Raw genomic sequence first — 13,024 nt, 5'->3', positions numbered from 1 at the left:
CTCGCTAAAGTGACCAAGGTATGATACCGCTGGTACCAGTGGTATTTGAATGACATAAGTCCGTAGAAAGTTGGGTGTGGATGAGCGATCAGCCGATGACGCGTCGCCAGCGACGTGAACTTGAGCGCGAGCGACAGGCCCAGCTGCAAAGAGAAAACGCCCGCGAGTTACTTTCGCAGGCTCCTGACGACAGCGGTTTTTCCGGGCGCGCCAATACGGGTTACGACGGCGGCGGTTACAACGACGCCGGTTACAACGGCTCCTATAACGGCGGCTATGGGTCTGGTGCGCCGGCTTCTGCGGCTAGTGCGCCTTCAACCTTCAGCGCGCCTTCAACCTTTAGCGCGCCGGCTGCTGATTTCAATGCTGCTACTGCTGCCAGTGCACCTTCTACTTTTAGCGCGGCGGCTTCGTTTACTAGTGGCACTGCCGCTTCCGCGCCCAGCGCCCCGTCGAGCTTTGCTATGCCAGCTTCGGCAGCTAGTGCTCCATACGCTTTTGGTGCCCCTGCTACTGCTGCCAGTGCTCCATCTACTTTCAGCGCAGCTGCTTCGGCTGCCAGCGCCCCTTCCAGCTTCGCAGGCACCGCCTGGAGTGGTGGCCAGCCGGGCGCCGTCCAGCCGGGTGTTGCTCAGTCAAGCCTCGGCCAGGTAGCCACTGGCCAGCCGGGCGCTGCTCATCCGGGCGCCGTCCAAAATCCTGTCGACGACGGTGTGGACTACCAGCCCACCCAGATAATCTCAGCAATTAAAGACGAGATTATCGACGACGTCGCTATCCGTAACTGGAGCGCGGCAGCATCCGCCAAGGTTGCTAAAGCAGCCGACGCTGTCAGCACTGCCAGCGTTATCAGTACTGCCAGTGTAGCTAGCGCAGCTAGTGTGACCAGCGCCGTTAGTGCGCACACAGCAGCCTCGGCAGCTGGAGCGCAAGGACTAAACATAGCCGCCCAGGCGACGTCGGCAGCAGCTAACAGCGCTAACCTAACTCCTCAGGCTCCCGTAGCCCAGGTAGACCAGACCCCGGCGCGCGGCAATCCACTAGAGACTAGCAACCCAGTAGAGACCAACTCCCTGAGCGAGCCCACCCGGCTAGGTTGCGGCACCACGCCGCCAGTTAAGCGTAAAGGCGCGGCAGCACGCCGTCGAGCCGCGTTTGCTCGCGTAGGGCAGATCTGCGCGGTTAGTGCCTTGGCGCTAGTGACAATTGTGGCGCCGGTGTCGGCGGCCATGATGGGGGCTGACTCGCCGCTAAACACCGCGCTGGGCGCCCACCGAGGCCAAAGTTCGCGCCAGGTCATCAGTGGTAAAGACTCTGTGGCCGGTAGCGTGGACCACTCGCCGCTGGAAAGCTCTGATGTGAAACTGCGTAACGTGCCCGATGCGGCCACCAAGGCACGTATCCGGGCCGCTTACGAGAACCCGGTGGTTACTTGTGCCCCGCAGCAGGGTGCCAGCGGTGACACCACGGCCTTTAACACCACCCCTGACGTGTTTAAGCCGATGGTTGCCGGTACCTACACGCTTTCTAGCCCCTGGGGTTACCGTATCCACCCGGTGCTGGGCACATCAAAGATGCACGCTGGTCAGGACATGGCTGCGCCGGCTGGTACTCCCATCTATGCGGCTGCTGGCGGCGAGGTGGTTGAGGCAGGCATGGTCGATTCCACCGGTACGGTCACCATTAAGCACGTGCTTGACGGCAAGATCTGGTACACCTCCTACCTGCACATGTACCAGGACGGTATTTTCGTTAAGAAGGGTCAGCAGGTTAAGGCTGGTCAGCTGATTGCGGCAGTTGGTTCCACCGGTTACTCAACCGGCCCCCACCTGCACTTTGAGGTGCGAATTAAGAACGACACGGCGGATGCTTCCACGGTTGACCCGATGAAGTGGCTCAGTGACCACAAGGCGGTTGAGCTGTCTACCGACTGTAAGTCCAGCAGTGACAACTCCACTTCTGGCACAGGTGACGGTAGCGGTACTGGTGACGGCTCTGGCGGCACAACCGACAGTGGTTCTAGCGATGGTACCGGCACCGGCGGCACTGGTGGTAACTCGGCTGGTTTGAACGATAACTCAAACGGTTCCACCGGTACCAGTGATTCCGGCACTGGCACTAATGATTCTGGAACTGGTACTAACGGTGGTACCGGAGCTAACGGCAACACTGGGACCTCTGAGGGAAACACTGGGGAATCCAACTCTGATGGTTCCACCAGTGGTGGCAACTGAGTACACCAACTACAGACAAATACAGGCAACCTACAAATACAGGCAAAATCGTCCCTTCCCTATAAAAATTCCATGGGGTTTTATAGGGAAGGGATGAAATGTCAGTATCTGTGCGGCAACTACGTCTGTGTCCCAGCATTGGAGACGGTGGGTCTTAACTGTTGAGCGGTGCAAGCTGAAGATGGCAACTCCGCCGACGGCGGCGACGGTGCCGGCAACATAGGTGGCGGTGATGGCGCCGGCAGGTTGCGCAGCACAGTGCCAGTGCCTATTTATATACAAAATCGTCCGTTCCCTATAAAAATTTCATGGGGTTTTATAGGGAAGGGACGAAATCTGCGTATCTGTGTGTGATGGTGTGGGTGGGGGAGGGACAGTCTGCTAGCGGCGTCGGCGGCGCAGCAGACTGAAGCTGAGGGCAAAGTTACCTAGCGCGGCGCAGCGGATTGAAACTGACGGCAAGGCTGCGTCATGTGGCGCAGCTTTACACGGCAGCCCTACGAAATTGCAGATGACTTTTAGGGACCTCGACGGCTACCTTGGACTCTTAGTGGACCTTAGTAGGTGAGTGCTTAGTTGCGCTTAGTAGACCTCAATGCCGATTAGTAGCCCTCGATGCCGACGCGCCCTAGCTTGACCAGCAGCGCATCCTTGTCCACTGCCTCCCTCCAAGTCCAGCGCACCACGCGGGCACCGGTGGCCAGCTCCAGGGCATTTTCGCGTTGGCGCTCATTTTGGGCTATTTGTCCAGACGAGAGGTCAGTGTAAGTGCCGCTGTTGTATTTACCCAGGCCGTCAAATTCGCCGATTATATTAAAATCTGGCCAGTAAAAATCGACTCTGCCTACAAAATTTCCGTGATCGTAGATGGTTTCTTGCAGGCGTGGCATGGGCAGGTGACCCTTGAGCATGACTGCGCGGCTAAGTGATTCCCCCACCGATTCACTGCGGGCATCGGCATGTTTTACAACGTCGCGAGCTTTTATAACTCCTTTGCAACCGATGCGCCGCCCCAATTCAGTCAAAATTTGCTGCTTTGTAGCTATTTTTTCGCGCAAAACATAGTCCACACTTGCAATTCCTGAATAGAAATCACGCGAACACAGCAAATCCGCAAGTGTATATAAAACATCGGTGCAGTACATCCCCTCGACCTGCACCGGCTGGGAATCATAATGCCAGCTGCGGGTGCGCCGCCAGGTGGTGACCGATGCGTGGATCTTCAAACCACTAATTACCTGCACTTGGTTGGGCATAGGGCCAACCATGGGTAGCCCGTGAAGCAGCGCGGCGGACTCTCCAGCAAACACAGGCCACGGGCAGGGGCCTTCCTCACGACACTGCCCGCGCACCTCAGCGCCAGCCTGAGCAAGCTTGCGAGCTGGGGTGTTGCGCCGTCGAGCGGCGTCGGCAGCAATATAAACTCGCAAAAGATGCAGCTCCTCCTGGGTAACGCGCTCATAATCGCTGATGGGGATGTAACAGCCGGGCATGATTTTGGCCAGCTGCGGGTCGTTGCCTTTGGACTGGCGCGAGTAGGAGTCCATGCGGTAATTGGTGGTGGCCAGGTCGCTGCTGCGGTATACCGGGATGTCCTTGATGTTCATAGAACAATGATGAGGCCTAAACGCTAGTTAACGCTTGGAGGCTGTGGATAAGTGTATTTGCGCTTGGTTTTTATCCACCTGTGGTTAATTTTGTCAGTGCGCGCTGGCTTGTACTCTCATGTGTTTGGGTGTGGGATGCGTGTGGACGAGTGGCGTGGGTGGCTGTGAACGCTTGGCTATGGGCCCGGCTGGGGCGACGTCGCAGGTTCTGCTGGTCAGGCGGGGTCGACGGCATCGGCGGGTTGGGTTGGGGCGACGACGTCGGTGACCGGGTTGGTGCGGTCAGGCGGGGCCGCGTCGTGAGTGCGCTAGGCCGACGCCGCCAGTTGGGGGGGCAGGGTCGACGTCGTCGTCAGTCAGGGGGAGGGGACAGGTGCTAGTTGATGCATGTTGCCTCTAAAAGTTCATGCATACCAACTGTTGAGACCTAGTCTCTCTAGTGCTGGGATACGCCAGTAGTGGCCGCACAAATACTGACATTTCGTCCCTTCCCTATAAAACCCCACGAAATTTTTATAGGGAAGGGACGATTTTGCCTGTGTTTGTATGTAGTGACTGTATTTAGGCAGTGACCGGTGGCAGCACAGACCAGGGGAAATTAATCCATTTATCTGTCTGCTTAAAAACATAGTCTGGTTTAATAATGCTGGTGGGTTTTAAATAAATTGTGGCACTACGGGCATCCACTTTGGCACTGTCGCCACCCATAGATAGGCCTTTTTCAGAAATTAAATCCATAATTAGCTTCAGGGTTTTACCCGAATCTGCCACATCATCCACAATTAGCACTCGCTTACCTTCAAGCGAGGAAATATCCATATAGGGCTCAAGAATTTCTGGCTCCAGCATGGTTTTGCCCACGCCGGTATAAAACTCCACGTTTATAGCGCCATTAGCCTTAACGCCTAGCGCATATGAAATAGCTCCAGCTGGCAGCATGCCGCCGCGCGCGATTGCCACAATCAGATCCGGCATCCAGCCTGAATCGGCTATCTGCTCAGCGATTTGTCGACAGGCATCGCCAAATCCCTGCCAGGTAAGGTTCTCGCGATCTTCCGCCCGTGCGCCGGCGGTTTGTGTGCCAGAAATCTGTGCACTGGCCGCTTGTGTGCCGCCCGGCCGCATGCCTGCCGCCTGCGTGCCAGAATCCTGCGCGCCGGGCATCTGCACGTCGGCTGCCCGCACACCAGAAGCGCCATCATCAAAAGCTGTTACGTTGCTCATGCTTTATATTAACGCGCCCCAGCTGCTAATACCTGCTGTGGAGCAATTGCGTTAGGTATTAAGCCGCATATATTTAAGTCAGCGCAGAAAATAACACCTAAACCGCTAACACCTAAAGCACCTGTCCGCATGACGGACTGATATTGAATGTGTCTAGTGCCACCTTTAGGGTTTTCCCAGGTTGGCCGCGTTAGACTGTGGCTAGACGCAGCTAAGCGTTAATAACTAGAGCTGAGGAATAAATGAGCTATCAACCTTATGTAGATCCGGTAGGTATGGATCCGCGCCACTACGGCTTCGTTGACTCCGTTAAGCGCGCCTTTAGTCAGTACGCCAAGTTCGACGGTGTGGCATCCATTGCTGAATACTGGTGGTTTGTTCTGTTTAACGCCATTGTTGGTGGTGTTCTGTATTTCCTGGCAATTGTCCTGGCTATTGGGGCTGCGGCAGGCAGCGGTGACGAGGAGGCTGCCGGAGTTTCGGGCGGAATCGTGCTGTTGATTCTTGGCTTGTATGGTTTGGCGGTACTCCTGCCTGGACTGGGCCTGACCATTCGCCGTCTGCACGACGCTGGTTACTCAGGTTTCTTTATTCTGCTTAACTTCCTCGGCCCTCTAAGTATCGTGCCCGTAATTCTGTGCATCTTGCCTTCTAAGCCCGCAGCTTGGAACCCCTCTTGGCTCGACGACGAGGCACGCGCTCTGCAGGCCCACATGCTCGGTGGCGCTAACCCCTACGCTCAGGGTGCTTACGGCGCCCCGATGATGCCCGAATACGCCCAGGGTCCTGCTGGCCAGGGTGCTCCCTATGGTCAGGGCGTCCCCCAGGCTCCTTACGGTCAGCCTACCCCTCAGGCCCCCTATGGTCAGGGTGGTCCGCAGGCTCCTTACGGCCAGGGCGGCAGCGCTCCCTCCAGCTACTGATGTGAGCTACTAGCTGACTGCTAAACGAGAAAAATTGGGCGTCTACTTTGGTAGGCGCCCAATTTCGTTTGCGATTTAACTTGCCTACTTAGTTTGTAGGCGCCAGCGCGGCCAGCTAGCGCGGCTAATGCGTTGAGCCGCTGTGGCGGCACTGCGTTAAGCTGCCGCAAGCCTGCGCCGCGTTAAAAGCTGGCGCGCCTCGCTATTTTGCGTATGAAAAGTGCCCCAGACAGGATTCGAACCTGCGACCTTCTGCTCCGGAGGCAGACGCTCTATCCACTGAGCTACTGGGGCGCAGGGCCAAGCTTACCAGGGTGTTTGGGCAAGCGCATTTTTCGACGTCGCCCATGCCTGATCTCACTTTGGCCCACGTAAGTGCCCTCTGGCCCCTAGACAAATGCGGGCCGGGCAGGCAAACAGCCCGCACTGCGGCGCTAGGTCCCAGCCAGGCTGCCTGCCCGGGCCGCCTGCCCGAGGCTGCCCAGCCGGGCCGCCTGCCTGAGCTGCCTGCCTGAGCTGCCCAGCCGAGCCGCCTGCCCTGGCTGCCTGCCCAAGCTGCCTAGAGCCTCCGACTTAGAGCCGATGCGCGCTGGGGCCGGGGCGAGTGACCAAGGCGGCTGCGCGCTGGCCAGGCTCTGGATAAGCCTGGCGATAATCATCAAGCCAACGCTGGGCAAAGTCCTCGGCCTGGGCGCTGGGCACAAGCGCCCATACGCTGCCACCAAAACCGGCCCCAAAAGCACTAGCCGCGCTAGCCCCCAGGCGCCGGGCGCTAGCTTGCAGATAGACGGTTTCAGGCACCTGATTGCCCAGGTAATGCTCGCTGTAGTGCTGGGAGCGGTCCACGATCTGCCCAAAAGCAGCCAGGTCGCCGTCGCGCAAAGCCGCGCTAGCTCCCGGCACCACCTCATGTGCCTCCACCAAGAACTGCTCTAAACGCTGGGGCAAATATTCGCGCCCAGCCACAATTTCACGCAGCTGCGCCGGGGCCTGGGGGCTAGATTGCACAGCCTGGTTCAGGTAGACGTCACTGCGGCCAGTGGCCTGGTTCCACAGCTTAACGATCTCGGTTGTGGCCAGCGAAGCACGGTTGTACAGTTCGCGCGCCTGCCCGCTCTTTTCAGCCAGCACCCCGGAAACCGCCACTACAAAGGAGTAATCCGAGGGGAAATCAATATCCGCCTCGCGTCGGGTGGGGCAGAAAGAGAACTGGCTGAGCTGGTCTTGATGCGAGCACATAATGGCGGTGTGGTCTTGGGAGCCGCCAAAGGTCCCCACCCCCATGTGTCCTTCGAGTTCTTTGAAGGTCTGGCCGTTTTCAATGCAGGCCAGGTAGTGGGCGTAGTCCTCAATAGAGCAAATATTGCGTTTAAACAGCTCAGTGGATTCAATGTCGCCCAGGTCAATTAGCACCCGCGCCAGCCCCACAATCATGGCTGAGGAGGAGCTCATGCCTGAAGCTAGCGGCAAGGTGGAGGTTACTTCCACCTCGGCGCCCCCGACGGCGTCGCCAAAGTTGCGTACCAGGCGGGCCACGACGGCGGCCGGGTAGCCTGACCAGTGCCCACGTCGGTCTACCGGGTCTTGGCGTAAACCAATTTCAACCATGTCGCTGGCTGCGTCAGAGCGAACCCGCACTACCGGCTCATCAATGGCCTGGCCGCGCAGGGTGATGCCCTGGCTGCTGGCGCACACTAGCGAGCGCCCGGCGGCGTAGTCGGTGTGCTTGCCCAGCACTTCAATGCGTCCGGGCACAAACCATGCTGAGTGCTGACTCATAGGGACACCTGCGTGTGGCTTAGGGCCTGGCGCACGGCGTCAATGTCGGTGCGTCGGGACATGTCTAGTACGCCTTGGGCGGCGGGGGTGACACGGAAGCTGCGGCCCCGGCTGCGGGCCAGGCGCACCGCGTCCACCAGCTCATATTCGCCGCGCACGGACTTATCGACGTCGGCGCAGGCGGGGAAGATGTCGGCGGTGAACAGCCAGGCGTTCATGGAGATGGGGGCGTGGCTGCCCAGGCGTTCAAGTTCGGCGGGGGAGGGCTTTTCAATAATGTCGCTGAGATTGCCTTGTTCGTCGACGCTGATAACCGCGAAAGCGGCGATGCGTTCGGCGGGAATATTGGATTTGGCGATCAGGGCTTCGCGTTCAAAGCCAACCACGCCCGCTCCCGGCAGCTCCACCAGCGACTTTAGAGCTTCGATGGGGTAGTAGTTGTCGGAGTTAAGCACCACAACGCGGTCTTGGCCGGCAAATTCTGCGGCGGCGGCTAGGGCGTTGGCTGTGCCCAGGGGCTCGGCCTGGATGGCGTAGTGGATGCGCACCCGCTTTAGCTCCAGGTTGTCGTAGTAGTCGCGGAAAATGTTGTGTTCGGGGCCGATCACTAGGCACACGTCGGTGATGCCCACATCGGCTAGGGCGCTGATTACAAAGTCAAGGAAGGGGCGGCCGACATCGATCATGCCTTTGGCACCGGCGTTTACGGCGGCGCTGTTGTGGGTGGGGTCTGGGGAACCATCGTTGGCACGCATCCGGGTGCCCAGGCCTCGGGCAAGAATGACAGCCTTTGTCACAGTTGAAGTCATGGCTCAATCTTAGCTGCTAAAAGGGGCTTAGCGGGCCAAAATAGCTAAGAATTTGTGTGGTTCTGTGCGCTTTTGTTTGTGGTTTTGGGCTCGACGGCGCCCGTGTGGTCTGTATGCGAGGGCTCGACGGCGCCCCTGGGGCTTGTAGGGAGGGGTATGGCGGCGTCGACTGTGCCTGGCTAGCCGGCCCTGAAGGACACGCGTTGGTTCTAAGAACGTGGACCGCCCCAAAAGCACGGAACAGTTCAAAGAGTGCGGACTGGCCCCAAAAGCACGGGCCGGCCCAAAACAGGCCGGCCCGGTGTGAGTGGCTTAAATGGCCACTAGTTTCCCACTATTAGTTTTGAACGCTGCCGACCTCGGGCACCGTTAGTAGTGCTGCTGGCCGCAGTCGCTTAGTCCTGGCCGGTGGCTAGTATTAGTCCTGGCCAGTAAGGGTTAGGTAAACCAGGAACAGGTTCAAAATAATGATGATGGTTGCGCTTAAGATGCTGGCTATACGCAGTGGCAAACCGTCAGTGTAGCGCCCCATCAGTGCCTTATTGCCGGTGGACATAGTTAGCGGGATCAGCGCCATCGGGATACCGAAGGAAAGCACTACCTGGCTGACCACCAGCGACCAAGTGGGCTCAGCCCCAGAGCCAATAATCAGCAGAGCCGGAATCAAAGTAACCAGACGCCGAGCCAGCAGCGGCACGCGAATGTGCAGCAAGCCCGCCATAATTTCTGAACCGGCATAGGCGCCCACAGAAGTAGAAGCCAGACCTGAAGCCAGCAGACCAATTGCGAAAATAACCCCCACGCCTTGGCCCAGGTGGGCGGTGATAGCCTGGTGCGCACCCTCAATGGTGTCGGTGCCCTCCACGCCACCAAGTGCAGAGGCCGCCAATAGCAGCAAACCAATATTTACTGCGCCCGCCAGCAGCAGCGCGGCCACAACGTCTACGCGGGTGGCGCGAATCAGTGACCACTTGCGCTGATCGTCATGTTCGCTGCCGTGACGGTCATTAACCAGGGAGGAGTGCAGGTAGATAGCGTGCGGCATAACCGTGGCCCCCAGCATGGAGGCGGCCACCAAAACTGAATCCGATCCCTTAAATGCTGGGATCATCCCCTCGGCGGTTTCGCCCCAGTTAGGTGGGGCCATCACCAATCCACCCAGAAAGCCGAAAGTAATAACGATCAGCAGCGCAATAACTGCCGCCTCAAAGTGGCGTTGGGTTTGCCTTTCACTAATAGCCAGCAGAGCAATCGAGGCAATACCCACAATAATGCCTCCAGCTAGTAGCGGCAGCCCGAAAAGCAGGTGCAGCGCCAAGGCGCCACCAATTACTTCAGCCAGGTCCGTGGCAGCAGCCACCAGCTCAGCTTGGGCCCAGTAGGCCAGGCGGGCTTTGCGCCCCAGGGTGTTACCAACCAGGGTGGGTAGGGAACGGCCGGTAACGATACCTAGCTTGGCGCTTTGGTACTGGATCATCACGGCCATCAGACTGGAAAGAACCAACACCCACACTAGTAAATAGGAGTAGCGTGCGCCGGCAGTGATATTAGCGGCAACGTTGCCCGGGTCTACATAGGCGACGGCGGCCACAAACGCTGGCCCTAGTAATCCCAGTCGGGCTCGTGCAGAGCGGATCGATGAACTTAACATTAGGTGCTTCCATAAAAAAGTTAGGGTACCCGAAATCTTTATGTCTCAGTTTAGCGGCTATGTGGCTAGCGCTGTCAAAAGGTAGCCTATTAAACGTGACTCCAGAAGAACTCTCCGGCGCCATCGGCGCGATTTTGCACGAACTGGTAGCAGACGGCTCCCTAAATCTGGCTAGCGAAGAAATTCCTGAACCTAAAGTTGAGCGCCCGCGCAACCGTGACCACGGAGACTGGGCCACCAACGTCGCCATGCAGCTGGCCAAAAAAGCCGGCACCAACCCCCGCGCCCTCGCCCAGCTACTAACTGAGCGACTAACCCAAAACCCCGGCATTGCTAGCGCCGAAATCGCCGGCCCCGGCTTCATCAACATCCGCCTCGACGCCGCCAGCGCCGGCGAGCTAGCCCGCACCATCCTCACCGCCGGCGCCAACTACGGCTGCAACACCTCCTTGGCCGGCCAAAACATCAACCTTGAATACGTCTCGGCCAACCCCACCGGCCCAGTACACCTAGGTGGCGCCCGCTGGGCGGCAGTAGGTGACTCACTAGCACGTATCTTCAAGGCCAGCGGCGCCCAGGTAACGCGCGAATACTACTTCAACGATCACGGCTCCCAGATCGACAACTTCACCCGTTCCCTGCTGGCAAGCGCTCGCGGCGAGCAAACTCCTGAAAACGGTTACGGCGGCGCTTACATCGCCGAAATCGCCGACCAGGTGCGTGCCATTGAAGCTCAGGCCGGTCACCCCGACCCGGCCACGCTGGAAGACGAACAGGCTCAGGAAGTTTTCCGCGCCGTCGGCGTAGGGCTCATGTTTGACCAGATCAAAGCGGAGCTAAGCGAATTCCGTAGCGAATTTGACGTGTTCTTCCACGAGGACTCCCTGCATGAGTCCGGCGCAGTTGACCGCGCTATCGCCCGCCTGCGTGACCTGGGCAAGATTGACGACCGCGACGGCGCCGTCTGGCTACGCACCACCGAATTTGGTGACGACAAAGACCGCGTACTAATCAAGTCTGACGGCCAGGCCGCCTACTTTGCCGGCGACGTAGCCTACTACCTAGACAAGCGCTCACGCGGCGCCGACTGCGCCATCTACCTGCTGGGCGCCGACCACCACGGCTACATCGGTCGCATGATGGCCATGTGTGCAGCCTTCGGTGACCAGCCCAGGGTTAACCTACAGATCCTCATTGGCCAGCTAGTTAACCTGGTCAAGAACGGCCAGGCAGTGCGCATGTCCAAGCGCGCAGGCACGGTAGTTACCCTCAACGACCTGGTTGACGCAGTAGGGGTGGACGCCGCCCGTTACGCCCTGGCACGCTCCTCCATGGACTCCATGATTGACATTGACCTGGATCTGCTGGCCTCCAGCTCCAACGAAAACCCGGTCTACTACGTCCAGTACGCCCACGCCCGCACCCGCAGCGTGGCCCGCAACGCCGTCGAGCACGGGGTAAGCCGCGACGCTGGCTTTGACCCGGCCCAGCTAGACACCCCGGCAGACAACGCCCTGCTAGGGGTGCTCGCCCAGTACCCCGCCATCGTGGCCCAGGCCGCCAGCCTGCGCGAACAGCACCGCGTGGCCCGCTACCTAGAGCAGCTAGCCGGCGCCTACCACGCCTGGTACTCCGCCACCCGCGTCACCCCGCGCGGTGATGAGCCGGTCAACAGCGGACACGTAGCCCGCCTGTGGCTTAACGACGCCGTCGCCCAGGTACTTGCTAACGGCCTAGGCCTGCTAGGTGTTAGCGCCCCGGAGAGGATGTAAGTATGAGCGTACGTATCGGTTTGCTAGGCCTGGGCACGGTAGGTGCCCAGGTAGCGCGCATCCTCACCCAGGACAGCGAGCGCCTAGAAAAGGCAGTAGGCGAAAAACTAGAGCTAGTAGGTATCGGGGTGCGCTCGCTTGACGCTAAGCGTGACTGGCAGCCCGAAGCAGATCTGCTCACCACCGACTCCATGGCCCTAGCCGGCTCATGTGACCTGGTCATTGAGCTAATCGGCGGCATCAACCCGGCTCGTGAGCTAATCACTACCGCCCTAAACTCAGGTGCCAGCGTGGTTACCGGCAACAAGGCTCTACTGGCCACCCACGGCGGCCAGCTGCTGGAGCTGGCCCAGGCCAAGGGCGTAGACCTGCTTTTTGAGGCGGCTGTAGCCGGGGCTATCCCGGTGGTGCGTACCGTTAAAGAAGGCTTAGCTGGCGACAAAATCATCTCCATCAGCGGCATTTTGAACGGGACTACTAACTACATCCTGGATGAAATGACCACCAAGGGCCTGGATTACGACACTGCGTTAGCTGCCGCCCAGCAGCTGGGATACGCCGAAGCTGACCCCACCGCTGATGTGGAAGGTCTCGACGCCGCCGCTAAAGCCGCCATTTTGGCAACTTTGGCTTTTGGTCAGGAAGTTACCTTAGCTGACGTGTCGGTCACCGGCATTTCCAAGATCACCAAGGCCGACATTGACCAGGCTGGCGCGCGTGGGGGAGTGCTGCGCCTGCTGGGCACGGTGCAGGCCCCCGCCGGCCAGCCCAGCGCCGTCGTCGAACCCGTATTTGTAGCTAACGACCACCCCCTAGCCGCAATCCACGGCCCGGGCAACGCTGTCGTAATTGAATGCGAAAACGCCGGGCGCCTCACCTTAACCGGCCCCGGTGCCGGCGGCGCCCCCACTGCCAGCGCAGTTATGGGTGACGTAGTGGCTGCCGCCCGCGCCCTAGTGGCCCGCCGCTAAAGGTGCCAGTGGCTCGCCGCTAAAGGTGCCAGTGGCACGCCACTAAAAGGAGCC

The 13,024-nt window shown here is 59.2% G+C and carries 10 protein-coding genes and 1 tRNA gene; 5 read left to right on the top strand and 6 right to left on the bottom strand.

Features of this window, described 5'->3' with window-relative positions:
* Positions 1-80 precede the first annotated feature (80 nt).
* Positions 81-2,234, top strand: a complete 2,154-nt coding sequence (locus HMPREF0045_RS10950; RefSeq protein ID WP_050807429.1) for a M23 family metallopeptidase — start codon at positions 81-83, stop codon at positions 2,232-2,234.
* Positions 2,235-2,836: 602 nt separating this feature from the next.
* Here the strand turns inward: HMPREF0045_RS10950 and HMPREF0045_RS03860 are convergent.
* Positions 2,837-3,841, bottom strand: coding sequence for a hypothetical protein (locus HMPREF0045_RS03860; protein WP_005985700.1), 1,005 nt, complete (start codon positions 3,839-3,841; stop codon positions 2,837-2,839).
* A 561-nt stretch (positions 3,842-4,402) separates the two neighbouring features.
* On the bottom strand, positions 4,403-5,065 hold the full coding sequence (locus tag HMPREF0045_RS03855) for a phosphoribosyltransferase (RefSeq protein ID WP_005985699.1): 663 nt from the start codon (positions 5,063-5,065) through the stop codon (positions 4,403-4,405).
* Between the two features lie 242 nt (positions 5,066-5,307).
* Here HMPREF0045_RS03855 and HMPREF0045_RS09535 point away from each other — a divergent pair, with 242 nt between their 5' ends.
* Positions 5,308-5,988, top strand: coding sequence for a DUF805 domain-containing protein (locus tag HMPREF0045_RS09535; protein WP_005985698.1), 681 nt, complete (start codon positions 5,308-5,310; stop codon positions 5,986-5,988).
* A gap of 221 nt (positions 5,989-6,209) precedes the next feature.
* Here the strand turns inward: HMPREF0045_RS09535 and HMPREF0045_RS03845 are convergent.
* Positions 6,210-6,282, bottom strand: a tRNA-Arg gene (locus HMPREF0045_RS03845).
* A 53-nt stretch (positions 6,283-6,335) separates the two neighbouring features.
* On the opposite strand from HMPREF0045_RS03845, the gene HMPREF0045_RS10405 reads away from it, so the two are divergent.
* Entirely contained in the window at positions 6,336-6,503 is a 168-nt protein-coding gene (locus tag HMPREF0045_RS10405; protein ID WP_155813086.1) for a hypothetical protein, read from the top strand.
* A 58-nt stretch (positions 6,504-6,561) separates the two neighbouring features.
* On the opposite strand, the gene HMPREF0045_RS03840 is transcribed toward HMPREF0045_RS10405, so the two are convergent.
* The 3 genes from HMPREF0045_RS03840 to HMPREF0045_RS03830 all read right to left on the bottom strand — a co-directional run bounded on the left by HMPREF0045_RS03840 (position 6,562) and on the right by HMPREF0045_RS03830 (position 10,227).
* Positions 6,562-7,767, bottom strand: a complete 1,206-nt coding sequence (locus HMPREF0045_RS03840) for a GHMP family kinase ATP-binding protein (protein WP_005985697.1) — start codon at positions 7,765-7,767, stop codon at positions 6,562-6,564.
* Complete coding sequence (locus tag HMPREF0045_RS03835) at positions 7,764-8,576, bottom strand: sugar phosphate nucleotidyltransferase (protein ID WP_005985696.1); 813 nt, start codon at positions 8,574-8,576, stop codon at positions 7,764-7,766. Before HMPREF0045_RS03835 ends, HMPREF0045_RS03840 begins: the two co-directional genes overlap by 4 nt.
* Before the next feature lie 418 nt (positions 8,577-8,994).
* Positions 8,995-10,227, bottom strand: a complete 1,233-nt coding sequence (locus HMPREF0045_RS03830; protein ID WP_005985695.1) for an Nramp family divalent metal transporter — start codon at positions 10,225-10,227, stop codon at positions 8,995-8,997.
* A 95-nt stretch (positions 10,228-10,322) separates the two neighbouring features.
* Between HMPREF0045_RS03830 and argS the strand changes: the two genes are divergently transcribed.
* Positions 10,323-11,999: an arginine--tRNA ligase gene (argS, locus tag HMPREF0045_RS03825; RefSeq protein WP_040315992.1), complete on the top strand. Its 1,677-nt coding sequence runs from the start codon at positions 10,323-10,325 to the stop codon at positions 11,997-11,999.
* Positions 12,000-12,001: 2 nt separating this feature from the next.
* Positions 12,002-12,970: a homoserine dehydrogenase gene (locus tag HMPREF0045_RS03820; RefSeq protein WP_005985693.1), complete on the top strand. Its 969-nt coding sequence runs from the start codon at positions 12,002-12,004 to the stop codon at positions 12,968-12,970.
* The last annotated feature ends 54 nt before the right edge of the window (positions 12,971-13,024 follow it).

Source organism: Actinomyces graevenitzii C83 (genome assembly GCF_000239695.1).
Classification (GTDB): Bacteria; Actinomycetota; Actinomycetes; order Actinomycetales; family Actinomycetaceae; genus Actinomyces; species Actinomyces graevenitzii.
Note: the sequence above shows the minus strand (reverse complement) of the source record. Positions and strands in the feature narration are given on the sequence as shown.

Coding starts and splice junctions, on each gene's coding strand:
- HMPREF0045_RS10950 (WP_050807429.1), top strand. CDS start 81: ATGAGCGATCAGCCGATGACGCGTCGCCAGCGACGTGAACTTGAGCGC.
- HMPREF0045_RS03860 (WP_005985700.1), bottom strand. CDS start 3,841: ATGAACATCAAGGACATCCCGGTATACCGCAGCAGCGACCTGGCCACC.
- HMPREF0045_RS03855 (WP_005985699.1), bottom strand. CDS start 5,065: ATGAGCAACGTAACAGCTTTTGATGATGGCGCTTCTGGTGTGCGGGCA.
- HMPREF0045_RS09535 (WP_005985698.1), top strand. CDS start 5,308: ATGAGCTATCAACCTTATGTAGATCCGGTAGGTATGGATCCGCGCCAC.
- HMPREF0045_RS10405 (WP_155813086.1), top strand. CDS start 6,336: ATGCCTGATCTCACTTTGGCCCACGTAAGTGCCCTCTGGCCCCTAGAC.
- HMPREF0045_RS03840 (WP_005985697.1), bottom strand. CDS start 7,767: ATGAGTCAGCACTCAGCATGGTTTGTGCCCGGACGCATTGAAGTGCTG.
- HMPREF0045_RS03835 (WP_005985696.1), bottom strand. CDS start 8,576: ATGACTTCAACTGTGACAAAGGCTGTCATTCTTGCCCGAGGCCTGGGC.
- HMPREF0045_RS03830 (WP_005985695.1), bottom strand. CDS start 10,227: ATGTTAAGTTCATCGATCCGCTCTGCACGAGCCCGACTGGGATTACTA.
- HMPREF0045_RS03820 (WP_005985693.1), top strand. CDS start 12,002: ATGAGCGTACGTATCGGTTTGCTAGGCCTGGGCACGGTAGGTGCCCAG.